The sequence below is a fragment of the Sorangium sp. So ce185 genome, from assembly GCF_051526825.1.
Lineage (GTDB): Bacteria > Myxococcota_A > Polyangia > Polyangiales > Polyangiaceae > Sorangium > Sorangium cellulosum_D.
The window spans coordinates 1,520,768-1,547,424 of sequence record NZ_CP150316.1 but is presented as its reverse complement, the minus strand read 5'-3'; the positions used below and the strand labels follow the sequence as shown (position 1 = coordinate 1,547,424).

Annotated in this window: 14 protein-coding genes; 10 read left to right on the top strand and 4 right to left on the bottom strand. The window is 73.0% G+C overall.

Going from position 1 to position 26,657, the window contains the following annotated elements; translation table 11 throughout:
- Positions 1 to 46 precede the first annotated feature (46 nt).
- From WMF26_RS05740 to WMF26_RS05730, 3 genes are all read left to right on the top strand, one after another.
- The gene (locus WMF26_RS05740) at positions 47 to 1,915 is read left to right on the top strand and encodes a sensor histidine kinase (protein WP_437999482.1); all 1,869 of its coding nucleotides are present in this window, start codon (positions 47 to 49) and stop codon (positions 1,913 to 1,915) included.
- A complete protein-coding gene (locus WMF26_RS05735; protein ID WP_437336225.1) occupies positions 1,912 to 2,643 on the top strand; it encodes a response regulator transcription factor in 732 nt (243 codons plus the stop codon). The genes WMF26_RS05740 and WMF26_RS05735 overlap by 4 nt, the downstream gene beginning before the upstream one ends.
- Before the next feature lie 91 nt (positions 2,644 to 2,734).
- Positions 2,735 to 4,009, top strand: coding sequence for an AgmX/PglI C-terminal domain-containing protein (locus WMF26_RS05730; RefSeq protein WP_437999481.1), 1,275 nt, complete (start codon positions 2,735 to 2,737; stop codon positions 4,007 to 4,009).
- A 123-nt stretch (positions 4,010 to 4,132) separates the two neighbouring features.
- Here WMF26_RS05730 and WMF26_RS05725 read toward each other — a convergent pair whose 3' ends face one another.
- Positions 4,133 to 5,662, bottom strand: a complete 1,530-nt coding sequence (locus tag WMF26_RS05725) for a right-handed parallel beta-helix repeat-containing protein (RefSeq protein WP_437999480.1) — start codon at positions 5,660 to 5,662, stop codon at positions 4,133 to 4,135.
- Positions 5,663 to 6,220: 558 nt separating this feature from the next.
- Here WMF26_RS05725 and WMF26_RS05720 point away from each other — a divergent pair.
- From WMF26_RS05720 to WMF26_RS05710, 3 genes are all read left to right on the top strand, one after another.
- The gene (locus WMF26_RS05720) at positions 6,221 to 7,297 is read left to right on the top strand and encodes a DUF4082 domain-containing protein (RefSeq protein WP_437999479.1); all 1,077 of its coding nucleotides are present in this window, start codon (positions 6,221 to 6,223) and stop codon (positions 7,295 to 7,297) included.
- A gap of 117 nt (positions 7,298 to 7,414) precedes the next feature.
- Positions 7,415 to 9,172, top strand: a complete 1,758-nt coding sequence (locus tag WMF26_RS05715) for a DUF1592 domain-containing protein (RefSeq protein ID WP_437999478.1) — start codon at positions 7,415 to 7,417, stop codon at positions 9,170 to 9,172.
- 4 nt (positions 9,173 to 9,176) lie between these two features.
- Complete coding sequence (locus tag WMF26_RS05710) at positions 9,177 to 10,649, top strand: DUF1552 domain-containing protein (RefSeq protein WP_437999477.1); 1,473 nt, start codon at positions 9,177 to 9,179, stop codon at positions 10,647 to 10,649.
- Positions 10,650 to 10,779: 130 nt separating this feature from the next.
- Here WMF26_RS05710 and WMF26_RS05705 read toward each other — a convergent pair whose 3' ends face one another.
- Positions 10,780 to 12,120, bottom strand: coding sequence for a hypothetical protein (locus WMF26_RS05705; RefSeq protein WP_437999476.1), 1,341 nt, complete (start codon positions 12,118 to 12,120; stop codon positions 10,780 to 10,782).
- Positions 12,121 to 12,272: 152 nt separating this feature from the next.
- On the opposite strand from WMF26_RS05705, the gene WMF26_RS05700 reads away from it, so the two are divergent.
- Positions 12,273 to 13,286: a DUF4423 domain-containing protein gene (locus WMF26_RS05700; protein ID WP_437336219.1), complete on the top strand. Its 1,014-nt coding sequence runs from the start codon at positions 12,273 to 12,275 to the stop codon at positions 13,284 to 13,286.
- A gap of 523 nt (positions 13,287 to 13,809) precedes the next feature.
- Complete coding sequence (locus WMF26_RS05695; RefSeq protein ID WP_437999475.1) at positions 13,810 to 14,286, top strand: hypothetical protein; 477 nt, start codon at positions 13,810 to 13,812, stop codon at positions 14,284 to 14,286.
- Positions 14,287 to 14,328: 42 nt separating this feature from the next.
- Here WMF26_RS05695 and WMF26_RS05690 read toward each other — a convergent pair whose 3' ends face one another.
- A complete protein-coding gene (locus WMF26_RS05690; RefSeq protein WP_437999474.1) occupies positions 14,329 to 16,497 on the bottom strand; it encodes a beta-propeller domain-containing protein in 2,169 nt (722 codons plus the stop codon).
- A gap of 209 nt (positions 16,498 to 16,706) precedes the next feature.
- On the opposite strand from WMF26_RS05690, the gene WMF26_RS05685 reads away from it, so the two are divergent.
- Both WMF26_RS05685 and WMF26_RS05680 read left to right on the top strand, forming a co-directional pair.
- Positions 16,707 to 18,191 carry an aryl-sulfate sulfotransferase gene (locus WMF26_RS05685; RefSeq protein WP_437999473.1) on the top strand — a complete coding sequence of 495 codons (1,485 nt, stop codon included), beginning with the start codon at positions 16,707 to 16,709 and terminating at the stop codon, positions 18,189 to 18,191.
- Between the two features lie 23 nt (positions 18,192 to 18,214).
- The gene (locus tag WMF26_RS05680; protein WP_437999472.1) at positions 18,215 to 23,389 is read left to right on the top strand and encodes a phosphorylase family protein; all 5,175 of its coding nucleotides are present in this window, start codon (positions 18,215 to 18,217) and stop codon (positions 23,387 to 23,389) included.
- A gap of 17 nt (positions 23,390 to 23,406) precedes the next feature.
- Here WMF26_RS05680 and WMF26_RS05675 read toward each other — a convergent pair whose 3' ends face one another.
- A complete protein-coding gene (locus WMF26_RS05675; RefSeq protein WP_437999471.1) occupies positions 23,407 to 26,523 on the bottom strand; it encodes a tetratricopeptide repeat protein in 3,117 nt (1,038 codons plus the stop codon).
- Between the last annotated feature and the right edge of the window lie 134 nt (positions 26,524 to 26,657).

The following is a 26,657-nucleotide window of genomic DNA, read 5'->3' as shown; positions in this document are numbered from 1 at the left end:
CCCCGCCCGTGACACTCCGGTGACCTTCCCGTGCGATCCTGCGCCCGTGCTCTCCCCTCGGGCCAGCCGCCTGCGCGACTGGGCGCTCTTCGCCGCCGCCGCGAGCGTCCCCGCGATCTGCGTCGGCGTCCTCGGCCTGCGCGCCGTCTCCAACGAGGCCGACGGCGCCCGCCGCGAGGTGACGCTCGGGCTGGCCACCGCCTCCGCGCGCCTGTCGCGCGCCATCGACCAGGAGACCGACCGCGCCGAGGCCGCCCTCGCCGCCCTCCCCCTCACCGGTCCCCTCACCGACCCCCTTACCGGCCCCCCCGAGGCCGCCGCGGCGGCGCTCGCCGAGATCGCGCCGCCGTTCGCCGCGCCGGTGCTGCTCGCCCCGGATCGCTCCGTGCTGCTGCCGCCCCAGGCCGCGCCGCCGGCCGCGCCCGCGCCCGACGGGTGCGCCGCGCTCGCCCGCGCCGCCGCCGGGCCGGACGCCCAGGCCCGCGCCGCCGCGCGGCGCGACTTCCTCGCGCGCTGCGCCGAGGCCCGCTCGCCCGCGGGGCGGTGGCTCTGGCCCGTCCTCGCGCTCGACGCCGCGGCCGATCGCGCCGTCGACCAGGGCGCCGTCGCCGCGTGGCTCGAGGCGCACGCGGCGGGGCTCTCCGAGCCGGAGCGGAAGGCCGCCGCGCTCGAGGTCGACGCCGCGCTCTCGGGCGAGCCGCGCGAGCGGGCGCGCGCGGCCCTCGCGGCCCCGCGCCCCGAGCGGGACGCGCTCGTCGCCGAGCTCCGGCGCGGAGGCCTCGACGCCGCGCTGCGCGCGCGCCCCGACGCGCGCGGGCTCGTCTCCTTCCGCGCGGGCGCCGCCGCGGGCGCGCTGCGGGCGCTCCCGGACGGGCGCTCCGTCGGCTTCGTCATCCACGCGAGCTCGCTCGCCGGCTGGCTCCGCGGCGACGCGCGCCCGCTGCCGCCCGACGTCCGCGCCGACGTCCTCGCCGGGGCCGCCGCCGCCGGGGCCGGCCGGGCGCCCGTCGCGCCCGAGCTCGGCGGCGCGCCCGCGACCCTCCTGCCGATCGCGCCGGAGCTCGCCGTGCGGCTCTCGCCCGCGGATCCGGCGGCCGTCGAGCGGCACGCGGCGCGCGGCAAGCGCCTGCTCGTCGGCGTCGGCGCCGCCGCCACGGCGCTCGCCCTGGGGCTGGCCGCGCTCCTGTTCGCGCGCATGCGCGCCGCCCGGCGCTCCAGCGAGCTGCGCACCGACTTCGTCGCCGCCGTCTCCCACGAGCTCCGCACGCCGATCGCGTCGGTGCGCATGCTCTCGGAGCTGCTCGAGGAGGGGCGGCTCGCGCCCGACGAGCACCGCGAGGTGTTCGACGCGCTCGGCCGCGAGTCGCGGCGGCTCGGCGAGACCGTGGAGCGGCTGCTCGGCTTCAGCCGGATGATGGCCGGACGCGCGGCCGCCGAGCGCGCCCCGGCCCGCGTCGCCGAGGCGGTCGCGGCCTCGATCGACACGTTCGAGGAGCGGAACCCGGAGATGCCCAGGGTCGTGCGCGATCTCGACCCGGCCGCGGAGGCGAGCATCGACGCGGGCCAGATCCAGCTCGCGGTCGACAACCTCCTCGCCAACGCCCTGAAATACGCGCCGCTCGCCGCCCCCTACCGCGTGCGCGTCGCCCGCGAGCGGGGCGGCGTCGCGATCGCCGTCGAGGACCGCGGCCCGGGCATCGCCCGGCGCGACCAGCGCCGCATCTTCGAGCCGTTCGAGCGCGCCGACGACCGGCTGAGCCGCGCCGTCTCCGGCAGCGGCATCGGGCTGTCGCTGGTCCGGCACGTCGCCCGCGCGCACGGCGGCGGCGCCCGCGTCGACAGCGAGCCGGGCCGCGGCGCCGCGTTCACCCTGTGGATCCCGGGACCCCGAGGGCCGAAGGAGCAGACGCCATGACCCAGAAGACGCCCGAAGGCAGGCTGGAGACCGTCCTCGTCGTCGAGGACGACCCGACGCTGCGCCTCGGCCTCCAGAAGACGCTGCGCTCCGCGGGCTTCCGCGTCGAGGTGGCGAAGACCGGCGCCGAGGGGCTGTCGATGGCGCTCGCCGCGCGGCCCGACCTCGTGCTGCTCGACGTGATGCTGCCCGGGCTGAACGGCTTCGAGATCTGCGAGGAGCTCCGCCGGCACGACGCCGACCTGCCCATCCTGATGGTCACCGCCAAGGGCGAGGAGCAGGACAAGGTGCGGGGGCTCCGGCTCGGCGCGGACGACTACATCGTCAAGCCGTTCGGCGTCTCCGAGCTCCTCGCCCGCGTCGACGCGGCGCTGCGGCGGCGGCGGCTCGGCGAGGCCGAGCGCGCCGTCGTGCGGTTCGCGGAGGTCGTCATCGACTTCCGCGCCCACCGCGTGGAGCGGCGCGGGGCGCCGGTCGAGCTCACGGCGCTCGAGATGAAGCTCCTCCGCTTCTTCGTCGAGCGCGAGGGCGCGCTCCTGCCGCGCCAGCGCATCCTCGACGCGGTCTGGGGCGCGGACTACTTCGGCACCGATCGCACGGTCGACAACTTCATCAACCGGCTGCGCGCGAAGCTCGAGCCCGACCCGAGATCGCCGCGGCACCTCGTGACCGTGCGCGGCGCCGGCTACCGGTTCACCCGCGCTCCGGCGCCGGAGACAGAACGGTGACATGGCGAAGACGGAGCCAACAAGGCCAGTGTGCAGACTCCCCCTCACGCGCCGCCGCAAACGGGCCGCGCGCAGGAGGACATCGATCGTCATGAACATCATCCATCGCTCCGCCGCCGCCGCCGTCGCCTTGAGTCTGATCTCGCTCGCCTCGTGCGTGGAGGGGCCGGAGACCGCCGCGCCGGGCGCCGAGGCGCGCGTCGACCTCGCCGCCGGCGCGGACAGGCGGCCCGACGTCTCGCTCGCGATCGAGCAGGCCGAGCGCCGGCTCGACGCGGGCCGGGAGATCGCCGCCGCGCGGCAGGCGCTCTCCGAGGCGCTCGCCGATCCGGCGCTGACGCGGGATCAGCGCGATCAGGCGAGGCTCGCGATGAGCCGGGTGCTCGAGGCGGAGGGCGACCGGGAGGCCGCGATCGCCGCCGTGGAGTCGATGCTCGGCGAGCACGCCGTCGACGAGCCCTGGCCGCTCCAGCGGGCCGCCGAGCGGCGCCTGCGCCTCCTGGTCACCGGGAGCGAGGAGAAGCCGCTGCCGGACGAGCCGGCCGACGCGGAGCAGGCGTCGCCGTTCGCCCGCGCGCTCGCGCGGTATTTCCCCGTGCCGGAGTCGGGCCCCCGGGAGCTCACGGTCACCGTGCTCACGTTCGGCGGGAGCCGGGAGGCGAGCGAGCGCCTCAAGACCTTCGCGATCCCGACCGCGATCCGAGCGCTCCGGCAGGAGGCCTGCCCGCGTTGCGACAAGGTGTCGATCAACCGCATGTCGCACGGGACCGACGGCTGGACCCAGATCCCGGCGGCCCGGCCGCTGCTCGGGTCGAGCCTCGCGGTCTTCTACTTCGATCTCGGCAACCAGCGCATCCCCGCGCGGTACGACGCGGACCTGCCGCTGCCCACGGCGGACATCGTCGCGCGGCTCGAGAAGGGCGAGGGGCTCATCGCGGTGCGCGAGCGCGCCGGGGCGCCGCCCGCGATCCTGATCGCCGCGCCGCGGAGGGCGCAGCTCCCCGCGGTCGAGGAGGCGCTCGCCGCGATGGCGGAGGTGCCCGCGGGGCCGGTCGCGGTGCCGCTGCCGGACGGCCTCACGCCGGCGGAGATCCAGGCCGTGGTGCGGAGCGCCTTCCCGGCGTACCGGACCTGCTACGACGCGCTGCTCGCGCGGCGCCCGGACGCGGCGGGGAAGATCCCGCTCTCGTTCGCGATCCACGGCGACGGGACGGCGGCCGACGTCCAGGTCGACGCGGCGGCGGCGACGCTGCGCGACGCGACGACGGACCGTTGCATGGTGGAGGCGACGAGGGGGCTGCGGTTCCCGGCGATCGGGAAGAAGACCACGGTCGTCTATCCGATCGAGTTCTCGCCCGGCGACTGATGAGAGAGGGCCGGTGACCGAGGCGGGCGCGCCGGCGTCGATGCGCCGCGGCCCCCGCCTCGCGAGCGTGGCTGGGCGCGGCGCGCCGCGCATCGACGCCGGCGCGCCCGCCCGCCCTCCAGCTTATTGCGCGAACGCGCCGATGGTGAGCTTCGCGCCGTCGCTGCGCCGCTTGGCCTGCTGGTGCGGCTCGTACTGGTAGTCGACCGCCGGGAGGCCTTCGAGCGCCGCGCCGGCCTCGATGAGCGGCGCGCCCGAGGCCGGGATGAAGTCGTGGCTCGCCGCCGAGGCGAACGCCGGGTCGACGCCGAAGATCGAGCTCTCCAGGCCGTCCACCCTCCCGATCACCTTCGGGCCCGGCACGGGGTCGAACGCCGTCCACCCCTTCCTCACCCAGTTGCCGGCGAGGACGAGGACCCCGGCCGCCACGTCGTCGCGATCCCCGAGGAAGGTGACCGCGCGGATGTCCGTCGGCTCCTGGGTGCTGGCGAACACGTTGTTGCGCGCGTGGATCCGCTCGTCGTTGGTCGAGGCCTCGAACACCGCGGAGCGCTGGTAATCCCGGTACGTGTCGTTCTTGACGAAGACGGTGTTGGAGAAGAAGTGGAGCGTGCCCTTCCGGTAGTACTCCTTCTCCCCGCTGTCCCCGCCGTAGTGGATCATCGACGCGCCGTAGCCGGTGCGCAGGAGCACGTTGCCGTAGATGAAGGTCTCGTGGAACGACGGCAGCGCGACCGAGTCGGTCGCCTCCTGCGCGTCGACGAGGTCGATCAGGTGGGCGCCGTCCTCGATCCAGTTGTACCGGATCACGACGCCGGCCGAGCGCTCCTTGATGTTGTTGCCGTTCCCGCCGCGCGTGGGGCCGAAGCGGTTGAACTGGTAGATGACGTTCGACGCCTCGTTGTAGACGTTGTGCTCGTTATAGTCGCTCAGGCTGCCGTTGTCGTGGATGTAGTTCGACTCGATGAGCACGTTCTCGGTGAGGATGTCGCCGCCGGCGGTGCCGACGAAGAGGCCGTTGGCGTTCTCGTGCACCTCGCAGGCGCGGATGGTCACGTAGTCGCCGCGCTCCACGAAGATGCCGGCCGCGTTGTCCGCGTAGGACGCCGCCGACCCCGACTTGTCGGTGAAGCGGTGGGGGGGCGAAGCATTCTTGATCTCGAGCCCCTCGATGACGATGTGGCTTGGATCGAGATCGTACGGGTCGTCGTGCTTGTGCCCGACGATGATGAGCCCCCGCACCTGGTGGCCGTCGAAGGGGAAATCGAGCTCGGGCCGGGTGGTGGCGCCCTCGCCGTCGATCACCGGCAGCTCGCCGTTCGGCCCAGGGACGCCGCAGAGCCGGATCGGCTGCTCCGCCGTGCCCTGGCCGCCGAGCATGATCTTCTCGTGGTACCCCTCGGCGCGCCAGAAGACGCGCACCGTGTCGCCGGCCGCGAGCGTCTCGAACGGCACGTCGCCGAGCGCCTCGAACGCCTTGCCGGGGCCGACCTGGAAGTCCCGGCCGCTCCCGACGTGCGTGCAGTCGATGCTGACCGGCGGGATGTTGACCGGCGGAGGGAGGGTCACCGGTCCGTCCGCCGTCGCTCCACCGAGCTCGCCGGTACACCCGGCCGTGAGGAGCAACCCGATCGCGCAAGCTCGAATTTTCACAGAAGCGTCCTCCTCGTCATGGGCTACAAAAGCTCCACTGTAATTTTTCAGAGACACGGTGAGGCATTCTCGCCGTGGCGAGGCAAGATGACACAACATTGCCCGTTGTCATGCGACCAGACACTGCTGTGGTCGCAGATCCTGCGCTTTAGGTAGCAGGATGTAATCCAGCCTGTGCTCGATGCGGCTTCGGCGGATTCGTCACGGCACGCGCCGACCACCGAGAATGTCAGTGTGCTGGCGACGAGCTGTCGAGTCGTCAGGGCGAGAGGACAACGAGAGAGGAATATTCCTGAGCGCTCTCGGCGCCCCTGACCTCTCGGCGGCTCGCATCATCGGCCGCTTGTTCACTGGTTTCGAGGCGATGACGTGCGCCATGCACGGTGTGCATGCATCGCATGCGGCCTATGAGTTGGCTCGCACCGATGAGCTGGTTAGTTATCCAACCACGGAGACGAGCCCCGGCTCGGCGCTCGCTCGAACCCTGCCTTCGGCGGGTCGACGGGCGCGCCGCACAGCACGGCTCGACAATTCCTGAGAGAATCCGTTAGGAGGACCATGCGCCCGAGTCCGCTGTTTTCCGCGCCCGTCGTGCTCACCGCGCTCGCCCTTGGGGGCGTCGCGCTCGCCTCCGCGCCTGGGTCGATCTTCACGACCCAGACGCCTGCCGTCTTCGCCAACGACGGTTTTTACGAGCTGGGCACCCGTTTCCACACGCTCCGCGACGGCAACATCACCAAGGTACGGATCTACACGAACGCCGCGGAGAGCGGCGCCCACGGGGTGCGGATCTGGGGCCTCGGCGCGGACGCGCCCCTCGCCTCCCACACATGGAACATCCCCGGTGGAACCGCTGGATGGAAGGAGTTCACGCTGCCTGCACCGGTGCGGGTCGCGGCCAACAGGACCTATACGATCTCGGTGTCGACAAGCGGAGATCACTGGTACGCTGCTACGAATGGAGGGTTCAACGCCCCGATCGTGAACGGCGATCTCGTCACCGAAGTCGGCAGCGGCGTCTACGGCACCTCGGCCGGCGAGAGGCCCTGGATGGTGTACAAGAACAGCAACTATTTCCGCGACGTCGTGTTCGAGCCGGAGCCGCCGAGCACGTTCGCCGACGATTTCGAGGACGGCGATCTCGACGGCTGGGACCAGTCCTACGCGGGCTTCCTCATCACGACGGACGGGAGCAACAAGGTGCTGTCGTACTCGACCACCGACTCGAACGCCAAGCTCTTCCCCGAGGCGACCAACTGGCAGGACTCGGTCGTGGAGGCCAGGATCAAGATCCCGAGCTGGTCGGGCCCGGGGAGCGTGGGGCTCAACTCGAGGTACAACATCTATGAGCTCGACCGGTATACCTTCATGTACAAGAGCACGGGCGAGCTCGAGATCGCCGTGCGCGATCTCGATGTGATCGTGTCCTCCGTGTCGAAGCCGCTCACCCTGGCCCCGGGGACGTGGCACACCTTCAAGGCGGTGACGGTCGGAACCACGCTCGAGTTCTATATCGACGGGGTGCTGGAGCTGACCACCACGGACACGACCTACGCCGCCGGCACGTCCGGGGTCGAGGTCCTCCGGCAAGGGGGCGCGGCGTATTTCGACGACGTCTCGATAACCGCGCCGTGATTGGGCACCGCGCCGTGATTGGGCACCGCGCCGTGATTGGGCGCCGCGCCGTGAGGGCGCGGCGCTGCGATCCCGTCCCTAGCTTTCTCTTGCTCTGACCGCGCGAGGACCGAAGCCATGAAGCGAACGAAGCCGGACGGCGTGATCCCCCTCGAAGAGCTCCAACGCTCGGCCGCGCGCCGGCGGCGCGGGGCGGCGCTCCTCGGCGCGGCCGCCCTCGCGGCGTCGGGCGCGCTCTCGGGCTGCGTCGGCGACGTCGGCGGCGACCGCGACGGGCGCGACGAGGCGCCGGGCGACAGCGGGCTCGTCGACGTCGCCAGCGCGGGCATGCGCCGGATGACGCCGGAGCAGTTCACGAGCTCGATGCGCGACCTGTTCGGCGATCCGGGGCTCGAGCTCGACCTCGACCCGGACGCGGGCGAGGTCGCCTCGCTCCTCGCCGTGGACAAGCTCAACGCCGCGGCGGAGGCGATCGTCGCGCGGCGCGCGTCGTGGGGGACCCAGGTGTTCCCGTGCGACACGCGCGGCGCCGACGACGAGGCGTGCGTGGACGGCTTCGTGCGGACGTTCGGGCGCCGCGCGTTCCGGCACACGCTCGACGAGGCCGAGGTCGCGATGCTCAAGGGTCAGTTCGCCCGGGCGCGGGAGGAGCAGTCGTTCGAGGACGCCCTCCTCGTCGTGCTCAAGACCATGATCCAGTCGCCCAACGTCTATTATTTCGTCGAGCTCGGCCGCGACGGGGACGGGAGCGACGCCCTCGCCTCCGGCGTCCGCCCGCTCACCGGGTGGGAGCGGGCGTCGCGCCTGTCGTATTTCCTGTGGAACACGACGCCGGACGACGCGCTGCTCGACGCCGCCGAGTCGGGCGCGCTCGACACGGCGGAGGGCGTGCGCGCGCAGGCGGAGCGGCTGCTCGCGCACGACCGCGCCCGCGGTACGGCGAAGCGCTTCTTCGCCGACTGGCTAGAGCTCGACGGCACGAACAAGCACGCTTCGCTCGAGAACGCGCCGAAGAGCCGCGAGCTCTACCCCGAGGACTCCCCCGCGCTGCGCGCCGCCATGCGCGCCGAGATCGAGGCGCTCGCCGAGCGCGTGCTCTTCGAGGGGGACGGCCGCTTCGAGACGCTGCTCACGACCACGGACGCGTACGTCAACGGGCCGCTCGCCGCGCTCTACGGGGTGGAGGGCCCCGCGGGCGACGGCGCGTTCGCGTGGGTCTCGCTCCCGGCCGATCAGCGCGCGGGGATCTTCACGCGGGCGGCCTTCCTGAGCGTGTTCGGCAGCGTCGAGGTCAAATCGCCGATCCGCCGCGGCGCGTACATCCTGAAGGAGGTGCTCTGCCGCCCCCTCGGCCCCCCGCCGCCCAACGCGAGCGACGTGCCGGTCAAGGGCGGCGCCGTCGAGGAGGACGGCGCGCTGGTGCACAGGACGATCCGAGAGGACGTCGAGGCCAAGACGTCGAGCGAGACCTGCGCGAGCTGCCACAAGGCCATCAACCCGATCGGGTTCGCGTTCGAGCATTACGACGCGCTCGGGCGCTGGCAGGCGCAGGAGACGGGCGGGGACGCGGAGAACCCGTACGCGCTCGACATCGACGCGCGCGGCGTCCTCCCGGCGCTCGGTCCGGACGAGGAGGGCGTGGAGGTCGACGGCGGGGTCGAGATGTCGGCGGCGCTCGCGGCGAGCGCCGCGGCGCGCGCTTGCCTCACGAGGCACTTCTTCCAGACGGCGCTCCGGCGCGTCCCCGTCGACCAGGATCTCGCGTCGGTCGAGGCGGCCACGCCCGCGCCCGAGAGCGGCGGCAGCCTGCGCGACCTGATCCTCGACCTCACGACGAGCAATGCCTTCTTGCACCTGCGAAAGCCCGAGGGGTGAGCCCATGAACCGCGCCGCATTCAGCCGAAGGAATTTCCTCCGAACCGCGACCGGCCTGTGCATCGCGCTGCCGTTCCTCGAGGCGACCCACGGCGCCGTCTGGGCCGCGGACGGCAGGGCCAGGCGGTTCATCGTGTTCTTCAGCCACGGCGGCACGATCACGTCCCGCCACAACTCGGGGGAGCTGGGCGATCCGTGGAAGCCGGGCGCCTGGAGCATGCTCGACCTCTGGCGCCCGGGCGGCGAGGGGCAGGCGCTCGAGGTCCTCGGCGAGGAGATGGCCGCGCTCGAGGCCCACAAGGGCGATCTCACCCTGCTCCGCGGGGTCGACGACGCCGCCGGGTACGTCCAGGGAGACTACGGCGGGCACCACGGCTGCTCGAACGCGACCGTGCTCACGTGCGCCGACACGACCTCGGGCGGCGACGACGCCAGGGCGCTCGGCCCGTCGATCGATCAGGTGCTCGCGGAGCGGCTCGCCGCCGAGCGCCCGACGCCCTTCTCGTCCATCGATCTCATGGTCGACGGGCACAACTACGGAGAGCCGCTGTACCGCGCGTCGGGCGAGCCGTTGTCCACCGAGAAGGACCCGACGAGCGCCTTCGACCGGCTCTTCAAGGACGTCACGGAGACCGGTTCGGGCCCGACGCCCGAGCAGCTCCGGATCCGCGCTCAGCGCAAGAGCGTGCTCGACGGGGTGAGCGAGCACCTCGCGGCCTTGAAGGGGCGCGTGAGCGCGAGCGACAGGCACCTGCTCGACGCGCACGCGGAGCACATCCGCAGCCTGGAGAAGAAGCTCGAAGGCGTCGCCAACCTGGCGGCGTGCACGAAGCCGGACGTCGGCGGCGCGCCCGTGTACCAGGGATACGGGTCCTACACGGGAGGAGGGATCAAGGAGGCCGCGCCGCTCCTTGTCGACATCCTCCTGCACGCGCTCCGCTGCGGCCTCACGAACGTCGCCACGTTCCAGATCGCCGACGTCCTGACGAGCTGGCTGCCCCAGCCCTACAACACCGACCTGGGCCACAGCCTCGGCCACGCCGGCCTCGACGTCGGCCCGAACGGCGCGGAGCCCGACAAGCTCGAGGACTGGCGCGCGACCATCCTCGCGAACCGCGGCTGGCGCATGGAGATCTTCGCGCGCCTGCTCGACGGGTTGAAGAGCACCCCCGAGGGCGACGGCACGATGCTCGACAACAGCGTCGTGCTGTTCACGAGCGAGTTCGGGTGCGGCGGCGCGCACTCGCCCCGCGACATCCCGGTCCTGCTCGCCGGCAAGGCCGGCGGCAGGTGGCAGGGCGGACGGCACGTCAATTACAACAAGCGCGCGGGCGAGGATCCTGGGCAGTCCGCGTACGAGACGGACGTGTCGATGCACAACGTCTACACGTCGATCCTGCGCGCGTTCGGCTACGAGGACGCGCACTTCGGGAACGACACCGCGTACAAGAAGGGGCCTTTGGCGGAGCTGCCGTGAGGGCGCGCTCCGCGCGAGGCGCGGACGTGTACCGGCCGCGCCTGGCTCCTTAGCTCCGTGCGTCAGAAATCCCGCTCGGACCCCGTACCTGCTCTTCCACCGCGCGGCGCGCGCAGCTCACGTCAACGGCTCAGGGCGCCCAGGTGCCGTCGCCGAGCTCGGTGATGTCGATGCCCTCGCACCCGCCGCCGGGGTTCGAGGCGGGATCGCTCACGCACTCGGGCACGGTGAGGCCGAGCACCTTCAGCGCGCCGGTGCTGCTGCCGCCGGTGAACGTGCCGCGCACGATGGACGACGCCTCGTCGTAGCCGCTCACGTCGAAGCCGGTGATCCCGTACGTCGCCTCGAAGTCGTCGGGCGCGACGCCGCGCATGCGCACGCTCTGGAACGAGGCGTCGACGAGGCGCCCCTCGGCGTCGGCGAGCGCGTACACGTCGACGTCGGTCTCGAGATCCACGCGGCCGTCCTCGGTCACGAGGTGGAGGCGCGCCGGGATGCGCATGCCCGCCTCGTCGAACTCCCCTCCGAGCGACACGCACGCGACGTCGTCCGCCGCCTCGAGCGACAGCGCGATCCGCGTCGTCGTCCCCTGGTCCCAGGTGAACGTCGCCGCGACCTCGGCGTTCTCCGCCAGCACGTCGGCGGCGGAGAACGCGAGCAGCGCGGTGTCGAGGGGCAGCGGCAGGCCGCCTCGGGCGCACGTCTCGGCGGTCGGCCACGACGCGAACGAGCGGAACCCCGCGCCTGTCACCTCGCCGTCCGAGTACTCGAGCCGCGCGCCGATCGATCCCCACGAGGCGCCGGCCGCCATGCCGCCGCGGATGGTGAGATCGGCCAGCGCCCAGCCCTCCCTCTGCGGCGTGAAGACCAGCGATCCGGAGAGCGCGTCGGGATCGAGCTCGGCCTCGAGGGCGACGTGGCGCGGATCCGACGACGAGAGGACGGCGGGCACCGTCTCCGCGAGCGCGCCGCCGCTCGTCGCGATCGTCAGCTCCACGTCGATCTCGATGCGGCTCTTGCACAGGTCGCCGGCGATCGCGGGGCCGCCCTCCATTTCGTCGTTCGACTCCCGGGGCCGCGGCTCGACGAACCGCGACTCGACGAACCGGATCGCGCCGCCGCCGTGGGCGACGTTGATCGTGATCTCGCCTTCGCCCTGCTCGGGGCCGGCGTTCACCATGTCGCCGGGTGGCGCCCACACGATGGGGCTCTCGAACGTCCCCTCGGCCTGGGCCAGCACCTCGCCGGCGGTGAAGCCGAGCGCGGTGGCCTCCTCGAGCGAGCCGACGACGATGGATGTCTCCTCGCAGGCGCCGTCGCCGGTCCCGAGGCCGTCGTGACCGGTCTGGCTGCCGCCCTGGGGGGCGGTGCACGCCGCCGCGAGGAGCGCGGCGACGACGAGGAGACCGCGCCCACCGGCGCGAACGGACGAGTGACGAAGCGAAGACGAGCGACGAAGTGAAGACGACACGGCGACCTCCCGGGCGCGCGCGTCACGCGGCGCCTCATGCGGTTCGAGACCAGCTGCGATCACGATGCTGTGCCTCGCCCCCGTCTGTCGCAAGGGCCGTTTCGCACATATCGTGTGGTCGGGCGGCCCTCCAGTGTGCAAATCTCCAAGACATGAACAACCTCGATCTCGACGTCCTCGCGAGCGAGCTCCTGCGCGCCGTGCGGGGAAAACGCTCGCAGCGCGCGTTCAGCCGCCGGCTCGGGTACCGCACGAACATCGCGTACACGTGGGAGTCGGGGCGCAGCTTTCCGACGGCGGCGAAGGCGTTCGCAGTGGCGGAGCGGGCGGGGGTCGACACCGCCGCCGGGATCGCCCGCTTCTTCGGCGCCGCGCCGCCGTGGCTCGCGCGGGCTTCGCTCGGAACCCCGGAGGGCGTGGTGCAGCTCCTCGGCGAGCTGCGGGCCGGGCGCACCATCGTGGAGATCGCGCGGAGCGCGGGGCGGAGCCGCTTCGCGGTCGCGCGCTGGCTGCAGGGCGACGCCGAGCCGCGCCTGCCGGACTTCCTCCGCCTCGTCGACGTGTGCTCGCTGCGCCTCCTCGACTTCCTGGCGACGCTCGTCGACCCCCGGGCGCTGCCGAGCGCGCGCGCGGCGTGGAAGCAGCTCGAGACGCGCCGGCGCGCTGCCTACGAGGTCCCGTGGTCGCAAGCGGTGCTCCTCGCGCTCGAGCTGCGCGCGTACGAGGAGCTGCCGCGGCACCGCGACGGGTGGATCGCCGAGCGGATCGGCATCACGCCCAAGGAGGAGCGCGAGTGCCTCGCGCTCCTCGAGCGCACCGGACAGATTCACCTGGTCGGCCGCAAGTACGCGATCGCACCGTCGCGCACGGTGGACACGCGGCGCGATCCGAAGGCGGCGCACCAGGTGAAGGTGTGGTGGAGCCAGCGCGCGGTGGAGCGGCTCGAGCTCGGCGCGCCGGGGCCGAGCTCGTACAACCTGTTCACTGTCTCCGCGCCCGACCTCGAGCGCCTGCGCGAGCTGCACCGCGCGTATTTCCAGCAGATGCGCGCCATCGTCGCGGCGTCGCAGCCGTGCGAGCGGCTCGTGCTCGCGTGCGCGCAAATGCTCGACCTCTCGGTCCAGCCGGCGCCGGCGATCAGCGGCGGATCGCCAGCACCGGCGTGAAGACCGCGCGCCGCCGGGCGACGGCGAGCTCGGTGCCCTGACGGGCGTGCTTCCACTTCACGGCCCCGCCGGCCTACCTGACCGAATCCGGGTGCGGGGCGTTGAACGTGCTGCTGTTCCTGGCGGTGACCGCGCTCTCCGTGTTCCGGCCGTCGCTGAGCCTGGCCAAGGGGAATCTCCCCGCGACGGATGCGAGGTGACAGGCGGCATCCGCCTCCCGTCTCCCGCCTCCGCCGAACGGGTCGGGGGAGCGAGCGCCGGTCTGCCCCCCTGGCGCGGCCTGCGCGATCGTGTATCCTCGGCGCTGCCGAGGTGGCGCCATGAAGGTCTTCCGGTAGCAGCGCGGTCCCTTTCGCCGGGCGGGTTCTTCCGCCGCCCGCGTTGCTCGCGCTCCGGCGCCGTTGCCCTCTGTTTCGCCTGTTCCGCGCTCCCGTCGCGCGGGCGGAGCGGCGTGCGTTCGACCTTCGACTCCACCCCTCGGGCCCGCTCGGACGAGCCGAGCGGGGCCTCGAGCCCGTGCATCATGGCGCCTCGTCTTCCGCTCTCGATCAAGCTCACGCGCCGCGCGGTCGCGCGGCGAGACCTCTTCTGCGAGCTCGTGCAGAAGGCCGTCCGTCCGTGCCAGGCCGACGCCGCTTTCGCCTTTCACGCGTTCGCGTTCAAGGCCGATGAGGATGGCTTCGCGCGCGAGCTCATGGACCGCCGGACCGAGCTCTGGCTCTTCCGCTCCAACCAGCGCGCCTCCTGCGGCGACTTCCTGGCCGTCGACATGTCGAGCCCATGGCCGGCCCGGCGTCGCGCTTACGTGATCGAGCTGAAGCGCGGGATGCCGGTGCGGCTCGGGGGCGGCGCGGTGGGCGTGCAGCTGCGCAACGCGGCGAGCGCCGTGCAGGGGCTCGCGCAGCAGGGGGACGTGCTCGGAGCCGAGGCGGCGTATGTCACGGTGTCGGGGGACGGGGCGGAGATCGCGGCGATGCTCGCGAGGGGCGGGCGGAGCTAGGCACGTCGCGGCGGCACGGCCCCTCGCCGGAGGGCAGCGCCGTTACTGCATCGTGAGCGTGACGAGCTCCTTCGACGGGGCCTGAATCCGCCGCACCTTCACCTCCTGGTCGCTCACGGAGAGCACGTGATCCCCGGTCACGAAGCTGCGCTTCACCGCGGAGGACGCGCTCGACCACCAGGCGCCACAGAACGCCTGTCCCTGCGCGACGCGGCCGAGCGGCTGGAAGCCGCGCTGCGCGCTCGCCCGGTAGAGCAGGAGACCCGAGAACTGCGAGGTGCCGTGCTGGGGCCCCTGCCCTCCCTCGCAGATCGTCATCGGCAGACTCAAGAGCTCCTTGGGCGCGAAGTAGGTGAAGGCGAGGTGATTGGTGAGCGCCTCGGAGCTCGATCCGCGCGTGCCGATCACCGCGCGATGGAGGAGCCGCGGCTCGCTCGGTTTCTGTACGTCGAAGATCTGGAGGAGCACGCCCTGGAAATAGGCGAATTTGCCCTGATCCTCGGCGTCGTACCCGATCGTGAGCAGGTGCTCCGGGTCCATCAGGTGCATGTAGGTGGAGAACCCGGGGATCTTGAGCTCGGCGAGGACCCGCGGCGCGGTCGGCTGCGACAGGTCGAGCGCGAACAGGGGATCGGTCTTCTTGAACGTGACAACGAACCCCCGCGGGCCGTCGAAGCGCACCGAGCGGATGTCCTCGCTCGGCGCGAGGCGATCGAGCACGCCGACCGTGACGAGCTCGGCTCGCTGGCGGCGCAGCACGCTCACGAGGCTGCGGGCCGCCGGGTCCGGGGCGCGGCCGACCGTGGTGGCGACGCGCAGGTGGCCCTCGTGCTCATCCATGGAGAACTGGTTCAGCAGGCGGCCGCGCACCACCCCGCTCGCCGCGTAGGTCGACGCGCCTCCGGCGAGGTCGAAGGCGTGGATCAGCGTGTCGCCGGTGTGCGCCCAGTCAGGGTAGAGCTCGCGCCGCGCGAGCTGCGGGACGGCCAGGTAAAGCGCGCCCTTCGAGGCGTACGCGAAGCCCGGCTGGGTCTGCACCATCTCCCGGTGGAACCCGCCGGACGCGCCGAGATCGAGGCTGATGATCGAGGTGAAGCCCGCGGCGTCAGCCCCCGGCGCGAGGTGGATCCGGCACGCGCCGGCGCCAGGCTGCCCGGCCTCCCGCGCGCTCGGCAGGAACACCGCGGGGTCCGCCGCGAGGATGGCGCGCCGGTTCTCCTCTCGGAGCCGCGCGAACTCCCGCTCTGCGTCCTCGGGCCCGGCGAGCGGCCTCTCCGGCGCGAAGCGCAGCCCGGGCGGCCCGATCCGGTCGTCGTGGACGACGGTGTGCACCGCGTCGCCGATGCGCCGGGCCGCGATGAAGGAGCCCGAGACGTCGATCGTGCGCAGCGTCTTCGGGGCGCCTGGCTGGGAGACGTCCAGCACGCTGATCCGCGTCGCGGCGCCGTCGCCGGCGGGCACGCAGTCGTAGCCGTACGTGCACTCGGGCGTGGCGGCGCGCCCCGCGGGCGGGTCCATGGACGAGTACACGACGAGGCGATTGCCGGCGGCGAACAGCTTGCGCGCGGGGCCGTCGAGCGTGGCCTCGCCGACCGCGCGCGCCCTCGCGGGCGCGGCGACGTCGAAGATGCGCAGCTTCGTCCCGCTGAGCGTGTAGAGGCGCGGGCCGTCGAGCTTCACGAAATCGGGCTCGTCCACCCCCGGCACCTGCACGTTGGTCCCGGACTGGCGCACGACCGACCCTTTTTCGGAGACGAAGACCAGGCGCGGAGGCGTGCACTGGAACAGCAGGTACTCGCGGCGCGCCGCCTCGATCCGATGGTCCGCGGCGCGGAGCGCGACCTCGCGCAGGCGGGGCGCGTGCTCGGCGCAGCCGCGGGTGGACGGCGCCACCCCGGCGCCCGCCGGCCTGTCGACCCGCGGCGGCGGCACCGGCGCCTCGAGCTGCGCCAGGAGCTCGGGGCTGCACTGCCAGTTCGGCGGCCGGTCGCCGGGGCCGAAGTCTCGCCGGGGGGCGACCGGCCGTGGCTGCGGCGGCGGTCCGCTCGCGACCGCCGCAGGGGTCGCGCTCGCGCTCGCCACGGGCGCGACCGCGCCGCGCTCCGCGACCCGCGCGCCGCAGGCCGCGGCGGCAACCCCGCTCCCCGCGAGGATCGCCGCGCCGGCGAGCCGCCATGTCCTCCCGTCCACCGTCGCGCCGCCTCTCGCCATACCCGCCTCCCGCAACGTCAACCACGCCGCCCGATGCGGCTCGCGAGCATACTCCGGTGCTGGCCAGCTGCTCCCTGCGCAGCAGCGTTGCGCCGCGGCGCTCGGCGCCACGCCTTCGCGCGCGGCTTCTGGCCCTGGTACGCCGCGTGCACCTCCATGCCAGCCGCCACGCCGTCCTTGCCTTCACCGCAGACCTGGAGACGCGAAGCATGGGCCATCCGACCATCTACCCCACCGGGGTCACCCTCTATGACCCCGAACGAAGCTGGAACGGCTACACGATCTTCCAGGCCGCGGGCCTCGGCGCGCTGCTCATCGACATGAACGGTCGCGAGGTGCAGCTCTGGAAAGGGCTGCACGGGTTCCCCAACAAGCTCCTGCCCGGCGGACAGGTGTTCGGCAGCACCGGCGAGCGCAACCCGAAGCACGGCACGCAGGACCAGATCGACCTCGTGCAGGTCGACTGGGAAGGCAACGTGGTGTGGCGCTTCGACCGCCTCGAGCACATCCACGATCCGGGCGAGGCGCCCCGCTGGTTCGCGCGCCAGCACCACGATTTCCAGCGGCAGGGCAATCCGGTCGGGTATTACGCGCCCGGCCAGGAGCCGCTGATCGACCGGGGGAGCACGTTCCTGCTCGTGCACGAGAACGTGCAGAATTACGCGATCTCCGAGCACCCGCTGCTCGACGACAAGATCGTCGAGGTGGACTGGAAGGGGAACATCGTCTGGCAGTGGCGCGCCCACGAGCACGTCGAGGAGCTGGGCTTCGACGAGGCGGCGCGCGCCGCCCTGCGCCGCGATCCAAACCTGCGCGCGCCGGGCGCGGGCGCCCTCGGCGGGAGCGCCGCGGCCGGAGGCGTCGGCGACTGGCTGCACATCAACTCGATGTCGCTGCTCGGGCCGAACCGGTGGTACGACGCGGGCGACGAGCGGTTTCACCCGGACAACCTGATCTGGGACGCGCGCGAGGCGAACATCATCGCCATCGTCGACAAGAAGACGGGGCGGATCGTGTGGAAGCTCGGCCCGCGGTACGACGGCAGCGACGCGGAGCGCCGCCTCGGCTGGATCATCGGCCAGCACCACGCCCACCTCATCCCGCGCGGGCTGCCCGGCGAGGGTAACCTCCTCGTCTTCGACAACGGGGGCTGGGCCGGCTACGGCGCTCCGAGCCCCGGCGCGCCAAAGGGCCTCAAGACCGCCCTGCGCGACCACTCGCGGGTGCTCGAGATCGACCCCACAACGCTGGAGATCCGGTGGCAGTACACGCCCAGGGAAGCGGGCTTCGTGATGCCCCTCGACGCGTCGCGCTTCTACAGCCCCTTCATCAGCAGCGCCCAGCGGCTGCCCAACGGCAACACGCTGATCACGGAGGGCTCCGACGGCCGCATCTTCGAGGTGACCCCGGGGCACGAGATCGTCTGGGAGTACATCAGCCCTTACTGGCGCAAACCGCCGCTCAGCCTCAACCTGGTTTACCGCGCCTACCGCGCGCCGTACACGTGGGTGCCCCAGCTGCCCGCGCCGCGGCAGAAGCCGGTGCCGCGGCTCGACGTCGCCACCTTCCGCGTTCCGGGCGCGGCGCCCCTCGGCCGGGACCGGGTGGTGGAGCTCAAGGGCGCCGAGGGCTACGCCGCCGAGGGCGACTTCTGCGTCGCGCCCGCCGCGGGGAGCGGCGCGACGCGCCCCTGAGCCGGTCATGATAGAAGGGCGCAATGGCGTCCTTGAAGCCTCGTCCGGCGCCGGGGCCCGCGCCCGACGAACGCGCCCGAGCGCTGCGCGATCGCGTGACGGTGGGGCTCGTCACGGCCCTGCCCAAGGAGCTCGCGGCGGCGAAGGCGATGCTCGACGGCCCCGTCGAGCACTCGGCCGGGGGCGAAGGCGCGGGCCGGGACTACGTGCTCGGGGAGATCCCGGCGAAGGGCGGCGGCGCGCACGCGGTCGCGCTGGTGAGCACGGGCATGGGCAACAACCTCGCGTCGATCCGGGTGACGCAGATGCTCGAGCACTTCCCGCAGATCCGCAGCGTGGTGATGGTCGGGATCGCCGGCGGGGTGCCGCACCCGGACAAGCCCGCCGAGCACGTGCGCCTCGGCGACGTCGTCGTCGTCGATCGGCGCGGGGTGGTGCAGTACGATTTCGACAAGGAGACCGCCCGCGGCAAGACCCCTCGCCCCTCGCCGAGGGCGCCGGGCGCGTGGCTCCTCGAGGGCGTCGACGCGCTCGAGGTCCTGGCCTACGAGCGGAAGGCGCCGTGGGTGAAGCTGATCGACCGCGGGCGCAGGCTCGTGGGCGCAAAGCGGCCTCCCGACGCGGAAGACGTGCTGCGCGATCCGCTCGACCCGTCGGAGGTCCGCCCGCACCCGGCGGATCCGCAGCGCAAGAAGGGGCAGCCGCGCGTCTTCCAGGGGCCGATCGGGTCGGGCAACACGCTGCTCAAGGCCGCGCGCCGCCGCGACCAGCTCCGCGACGAGCTCGGCATCAAGGCCGTGGAGATGGAGGGCTCGGGGCTCGCCGACGCCGCGTGGCAGCACGACGTGGGGTACCTGGTGGTGCGCGGCATCTGCGACTACTGCGATGAGCAGAAGGGCGACGCATGGCAGATGTACGCGGCCATCGTGGCGGCGGCCTACGCCCGCGCGGTGCTCGAGCGGATGCGGGCGAGCCGCGCGAGCGCGACGGAGCCCCCCGCCGCGGCCGCTCGAGGCGCGCGGGCGCGCGACGGGGGCGAGCGCGGCGAGCGCGGCCGCGCGGGGGACGACGAGCGCGACGAGCGCGACGAGGACCTCCTCGACCACGTCGTGCGCATCTGCCGGATGCGCGAGGAGGCGCGCGGCAAGCGCGTCACGATCGCCTGGCGGGAGGCCCCGCCCCCGTTTCATGCGGTCGCCGAGGTGGTCACGGCCGAGCCGCTGGGGCCGGCGCTCCTGGGGCCGGCGCTGGCCTTCGCCGTGGGCGCCGTGGCGGGCCCCGTCACCCCCGCCGCGATCGAGCTCTTCCGGACCCAGGTGCACGCGCGCACCCAGCGGCGCAGCGCCGGGACGTTCTCCCAGCTCGTCTACGACGGCCCGCCGGCGCCCGAGGCGCTCGTGCGGGAGGCGCACCGCAAGGGCGTCTGGCTGGCCAGCATCGCCGAGTACCAGGGCCTGATCCACTTCGGGCCGTATGTCGAGCGGCTGATCCACCGGCTGGAGCGCGATCCGATCTACCCGCCGCGGCTCTATGTCCCCCAGCGCGCGGCGCTGACCGCCGCCGGCGGCCCGAGGCAGGAGGTCGACCACGCGCTGGACGCGATCGACGACCTGCTCGCCTCGCCCGCGGCCCGGTTCGTCCTGGTCCTCGGCGACTTCGGGACCGGAAAGACCTTCTTGCTCCACGAGCTGGCGCGCCGCCTCGGGGCGCGGGAGGGGCCGCCGTACCCGGTGCTCATCGAGATGCGATCGCTCGAGAAGGCGCACTCGCTCGACGCGCTGGTCGCCAACCACCTCGCGCTCTCGGGCATGGAGCGGTTCGATCTGCCGAGCTTCCGGTACATGCTCGCCGAGGGCCTGATCGCGCTCCTCTTCGACGGCTTCGACGAGCTGGCGCTCCGCGTGCGCTACAGCCGCGCCGCCGACCACTTCGACACGCTGATCCAGGCGGCGCAGGGCAAGGCCAAGGTCGTGCTCACCAGCCGGACGCAGCACTTCTATTCCGACGACCAGATCCGGACCAAGCTCGGCGAGCAGGCGGAGCGGATCCCCGGCCACCGGATCGCCACGCTCACGACGTTCTCGCCGGTCCAGGTGCGCCAGTTCCTCGTCAACCTGCTCGGCAGCAGGGAGGCCGCCGACGCCCGGGTGCGGCTGCTCGACGACGTGAAGGACCTCCTGCGCCTCTCCGAGAACCCGCGCCTGCTCGGCTTCATCTCCGAGATCCCCGAGCGAGAGCTCCTCGAGGCGCGCGACCGGACCGGGAAGATCACCGCCGCCGGGCTGTACCAGAGCCTGATCGACCGGTGGTTCCGGAGCGAGGACGCGCGCGTCCACGTGCGGGGCGCGGCGGCGTCCCTGGTCGCCGAGGATCGATGGAAGGCCGTGACGACGCTCGCGCTCCGGCTCTGGTCCAAGATGGAGCCGAGCGTCCACGCGGACGAGCTCCCCGCCGAGGTGGCGAAGGCGATCGCCGACCTGAGCACGCGGCAGATCGATCTCGAGGAGGCGGTCCACGCGGTCGGCTCCGGCACGCTGCTGGTGCGCGATCCGGAGGGCAATTTCTCGTTCCTCCACGCCTCGGTGCTCGAGTGGCTCGTCGCGCGGGAGGCGGCCGCCGAGCTCGGCCGTGGCGGCGAGGCCACGGTGCTCGGCTGGCGCGAGATGTCCGACCTGATGGTCGAGCTCTTCACGGCGATGGCCGATCGCGAGGCGAGCGTCGCCTGGGCGAGGCGGGCGCTCAGCGGCACGTCGGGCGAGATCGCCAAGCGGAACGCCATCGGCGTGCTGAAGCGGCTGAACGTCGAGGCCGAGGAGCGGGTGAACCTCGCCGGCCAGGACCTGCGCGGCAAGGACCTCTCGCGCCGGAACCTCCGCAGCGCGGACCTCCGCGGGGCGGATCTGCGGGAAGCGCTGCTGATCGAGACCGACCTCGGCGGCGCGTCGCTCGCCGGGGCCGCGCTTTCGCGCGCCGACCTGTCCGGGGCGCGGCTCGCGGGGGCGGACCTGGAGGGCGCCGACGCGTCGTCCGCGCGGCTCCTCGGCGCCGATCTGCGCGGCGCGCGGCTCGCGTCGGCCCGGCTGCGCTACGCCCAGCTCGTCGGCGCGCGGCTCGACGAGGGCGCGCTCGCCGGCCTGGACGCGTTCGGGAGCGCGGCCCCCGGCGCCGCCCACGCCGACGTCGTGACGGCCGCGGCCGCGTCTCCCTGCATGGCCGTGGCGGTGAGCCCCGACGGGCAGCTCATCGCGTCGGCGCACCGGAGCGGCCCGGTGTGGCTGTGGGACGCGGCCACCGGCGCGGCGCGCCGCGCGCTGGCCGGGCACGCGGCGACGGTCCGGAGCGTCGCGTTCAGCCCGGATGGCGCCCTCCTGGCCGCGGGCAGCAGCGACGCGACGATCCGGCTCTGGGACGTGGCCACGGGGCGGGAGGTCGGTGTGCTGCGAGGCCACGCCGCCCCGGTCACGAGCGTCGCGTTCGGCCCTGGAGGCGCCGTGCTCGCGTCGGGCAGCAACGACAGGACCGTCCGGCTCTGGGACGTGGCCACGCCGGCCGAGCCGCGCGTGCTGACGGGGCACACGGCCATCGTCCGGAGCGTCGCGTTCAGCCCGGATGGCGCCTCGCTGGCCTCGGCGGCGGACGACCAGACCGTCCGGCTCTGGGACGTGGCCAGGGCCGCCGAGCGGCGCACCTTGATGGGCCACGCCGGCATTTCGAGGAGCGTCGCGTTCAGCCCGGATGGCGCGTGGCTGGCCTCGGGCGCGCACGACAGCACCGTCTGGCTCTGGGATCTGACCGCGGGGGCCGACCCCCGCGTCCTGATCGGCCATGAGGCGTCGGTGAGGAGCGTGGCCTTCGACGGGAGCGGCCATCTGCTCGCGTCGGCCGGCAACGACAACACCATCCGGCTGTGGGACGTGACCCTGGCGGCCCAGCGCGAGGTCCTCCGGGGCCATGCGGCCACCGTCAGGAGCGTCGCGTTCAGCCCGGATGGCGCGACCCTGGTCTCGGGCTCCACGGACAGCGCCGTCGTGCTGTGGGACGTGGCCACGGGGGCGAGGCGCAGGGTCCTCCGGGGCCACGCGTCGACGATCCGGAGCATCGCCTTCAGCCCGGATGGCGCCTCGCTCGCGACGGCCTCGGAGGGGGGCGCCATTCGCCTCTGGGACACGGGCGCGGGGGCGGAGCGCGGCGTCCTCGAAGGCCACGTGGACCACGTGAGGAGCGTCGCCTTCAGCCCGGATGGCGCCTCGATCGCGAGCGCCTCCGCGGACGGCACCGTGCGGCTGTGGGATGCGGCGACGCGGGCCGGGCAGCGCATCATGAAGGATTTCCCCCTGTCGGCGATCACCATCGCCTTCAGCCCCGATGGCGCCTCGCTGGCGTGGGGTGGAAAGGACAGGACGGTCCGGCTGTGGGACGTGGCCACGGGCGCCCAGCATCGCGTCCTGAAGGGCCACGCGGACGCCGTCCGGAGCATCGCCTTCAGCCCGGACGGGGCGTCGCTGGCGTCGGGCGCCGACGACGGGATCGTCCTCCTGTGGAACGTGGCCGCGGGGGCGGTGCGTCACGTGCTGAAATGCCGTTCGGCGCTCGTCAGGAGCGTCGCGTTCCACCCGGACAGCGCCTCGCTGGCGGCGGGCGCGGGCGACGGCGCCGTGCAGGTGTGGGACGCGGCCACGGGCGACGAGCGGCTCGTCCTCCGAGGCCACGCGTCCGCCGTGGCCGGCGTCGCCTTCAGCCCGGATGGCGCCTTGCTGGCCTCCGCCGCCGAGGATTGCGCGATCCGCCTCTGGGACGCGCTCACCGGGGCCGAGCGCCGCGTCCTGCTGGCCCACGCGAGCGCCGTCCAGGGGATCGCCTTCAGCCCGGACGGCGCCTGGCTCGCGAGCGCCTCGGACGACGGGACCGTCCGGCTGTGGGAGGTGGCGACAGGGGCCTGCCGCGCGGTGCTCCTCTCGCGCGCCGAGGGCTGGGCGGCGTTCACGCCCGACGGCCGCCGCTACAAGCTCGGCGGCGCGCTCGCGGGGTCGTTCTGGTACGCGATCGGCCTCTGCCGGTTCGAGCCGGGGGAGCTCGACGCGCTCCTCCCCTCCCTCCAGCGCGTCCCCGACGGCGAGCCGCTCCTCCTGTCTCCGCACCTCACCGCCGCGGGGGGCGCGCCCGACGGGCGGCGCGCGGGCTCGCCGCTTCGACGATGAGCTGGCGCGGTGAGCGCTCAGGCGCCCGTCTTCCCGGACGCCGGCGCACGCTCGACGGCGGCGGCTTGCTGCTGCACCGCCGCCGCGCCGGCAGGACGGCCACTTAACCGGTTTACCTTTGCGAGCTCGGAGAGCAACCTTGCCTCTTCGATCCGGTTGCCGGTCTGTCCCGCGATCTCGAGCGCCTGCGCATAGAGGGCTCGGGCGGCGTCGACCCGACCTTGGACGGCGTGTGCCATCCCGAGGCTCGCGAGCGTGTCCCCCTCGGTCGCCGGGTTGCCCGCCTCGCGCGCGGCGCGCAGCCCCTCTTCCCAGTACGCGCGCGCGCCATCCGGCTGCTGCATCGCCCAGCACGCGCGGCCGAGGCCGAGCAAGCCGAGCGCCTCCGACGCGCGATCGCCGAGCTTCTGCGCCTCATTGACCGCCTGGCGGTGCTCCTGCTGCGCCTCAGGATACCGCCCCATCCGCTCGAGCACATCGCGCGCGAACTCGGAACGGACGGCGACGCTTTCGCGCGTCGGGCCCGGTGAGAGCTTGAAGTAGATGCGATAGAAGCACGTCGCGTCCTCGTGGGCGTAGCGCGCGGCCGCCCTGCGCGCGCCCGCGAGGAAGTAGCGGCGCGCGTCGTCCACCTTGCCCGCGCGACGACAGTGGTGGCCGAGCGCCACGAGCTGGCCCTCGAGGTCGTCGCCGTGGACGCTCTCGATCGCCTCGGCAGCGAGCCGGTGGAGCTCCTGGAGCCGCGGGCGGGACTGCGAATCGTAGGCCGCGTCGCGCAGGAGCGTGCTGCTGAACTGAAAACGGCGCTCGCCCTTCGCCGACCAGATGCACTCCGCCTCGCCGATGCGCAGGTGCTCCTCCATCACCGACGCATCGGCGAGCATCAGCGCGAGCACGCGCAGGTCGAACTCGCGGCCGATCACCGCCGCGGCGGCGACGGTTTGCTTCACCTTCGCGTCGAGCCGCTCGATCCGCGAGGTGAGCAGCCTGCTCACGCTCCTCGCCGCCGTGAACGTGGTCGAGAGGGAGAGGGTCATGGAGGCGGAGCTCGAGCCCGATCCGTGTCCGTCGCGCCCGTCCTCGACCCAGTGGGCGAGGAACTCCTGCGCGAAGAACGGGTTGCCGCCCGCCCTGTCGCAGAGGGTCGTCGCGAGGATGTCCGGCATCGGGCCGCCGAACAGGGGGAGCGCGAGCGCGAGGAGCTGCTCGCGCGACAGCGGCTTCATCTCGATCGCCCGCACGGAGATGTCTGGGTCGAGCGGGATGCGCACCGGGCTGCCGTCCTCCTTGCTCCGCGCCGTGCAGAGGATCGCGAGGGGCAGCTCCTTGCATACCTGCGCGATCACCCGCACCGCCTCGCGCGAGCCCGCGTCGGCCCAGTGGGCGTCCTCGAGGTGGAGGATCACTGGCTGGAGCGACGCCTCGGCCATGAAGAGACAGCACAGCACCGAGAGCGTGCTCGTGTACCTGTGCTTCGGCTGCAGCCGCTCGTAGGGCGAGTCGTCCCAGCGGACACCGATGAGCGCCGCGAGGACGGAGCGCGCACGTTCGAGCTCCCGCTTCAGCGAGCGCTGGCTCGCTGGCAGCCGCTCGAGGAGGGATTCGAGCGCGTCGTCGAAGCTCGTGAGCCTCTCTTCCTTGCCGAGCTCGGAGGGCGCCCGAAAGTGCTCCTTCAGCGCGAACTCGAGCGCGTTCAGCGAGCCGCGGAGCGTCGGATCGCAGCGCGCGTCGCGCCACAGGAAGGGCCGATCGTGCCGGCGCTCCTCGCACCGGTCGCGGAAGCGCTGAACGAGGTAGCTCTTGCCCATCCCCGCCTCGCCGTCGATGTAGATGATCCCGGCGGGCTTGCCCTCGAAGATCGGCTCGACATGGCGCGACAGGAGCTCGAGCTCGGCTTCGCGACCGAGGAGGCCGAGCTTGTAGAACTCCTTATGAACCGAGATGCGCCGCCGCTGGAGCGAGTAGACGAGGACCGGCAGGTCGAGGCCCTCGAACCGGAAGAGGTTCTCCGTCCTCCACTGATAGCCCGCCTCGCTGACGGAGAAGACCTGCGCGTCGACCCAGACCGCCGACCAGGGGGCCTTCTCGGCGAGGCGCGCGGCGAGCCTCGTCGCGCGGCCGAGGCACGCGAGCTCGCGCCGCCCCGCGCCGCCGCTCAAGCCCACGTACCCGACGCCGCGGGCGATGCCCACGCGGAGGCGCGGCTGCCGCAGGCCGCGCTTCTTCAGCTCGAGCGCGAAGTCGAGCGCGCGATCGTTGTCGTTCCCGAGGGTGATCGGCGCGCCGAAGTGGATGAGCGCGGAGACGCCGAGATCGCCCGCCTCGACGCCGGTGAAGGTGCCGCCGTGGAGGTCCGAGAGCTCGTGCAGCAGGCGCGTGAGCTCCGCGACGCCCGGGATCTGCTCGAACGAGAGAAAGACGCTCGTGACCTCGCGGAGCTCCCCCTCCGAGGGCACGCCGGCGACGCCGCTCGCCACGAACGCGGCGCCATCGCCGGCGGGCGGGCACCTCGGGACCTCGGGCAGCTCGCGCACCGGCGCGTCGCCGACCTTATAGACTTTCCGCCCGTGGCGCCCGGCTCTCCCGGGCCGAAGTCGCTCGTACAGGGCGCGACCGATGAGGATATCCGCAGTCTGCGCCTGTCGCTCGAGCGCGGCGCACTCGGACAGCGCCTGTCCACGAAAGTGGTAGTAAGCCCGCTCCGGGGAGATGCGCACGATCCCCCATTCGACCGCTCCCCACGCGATCCCCATCCGGAACGAGAGCGGGAAGCTGCCGGACGGCGTCTGTCGCGCCGGGCGCTCGGCGAAGAGGCGGCGCATCGAGAGCGCCGCGGCGAGCGCGTGCTCTGCGACGTCGCGCTCCGGCGCGTCCGGGAACAGCGCGGTGAACCCGTCGCCCGTTAGCCTCGCGATGAAGCCTCCGGCGCGATGCACCGCCTCGATCAGCGGGTCGAAGCAGGCCTGGAGGGAGCGCGCGAGCTCCTCCGCGCCCGCGCGCCCGTGCGGCATCAGCGCCTCGGCGATCTCGACGAGGCCGGCGAGTTCGATCCTCAGCGCCGCCCCCGTGAAGCTCCCCTCCGCCCGACCGAGCGCGTCTTGCTGGAGGATGAAGTCGGGGACGAGCGGGTTCATTTCCTTGCTCCTCGGCCAGGCACGCCCTCTGGGCCCAACCCTCAATCCAGCGCTCCCGCGCCGCGGAGGCAAGCTGGACCTCGCATATCCACCCTACAGCAGCGCTCCGCCAGCCGTCCACGCTCGCCGCGGCG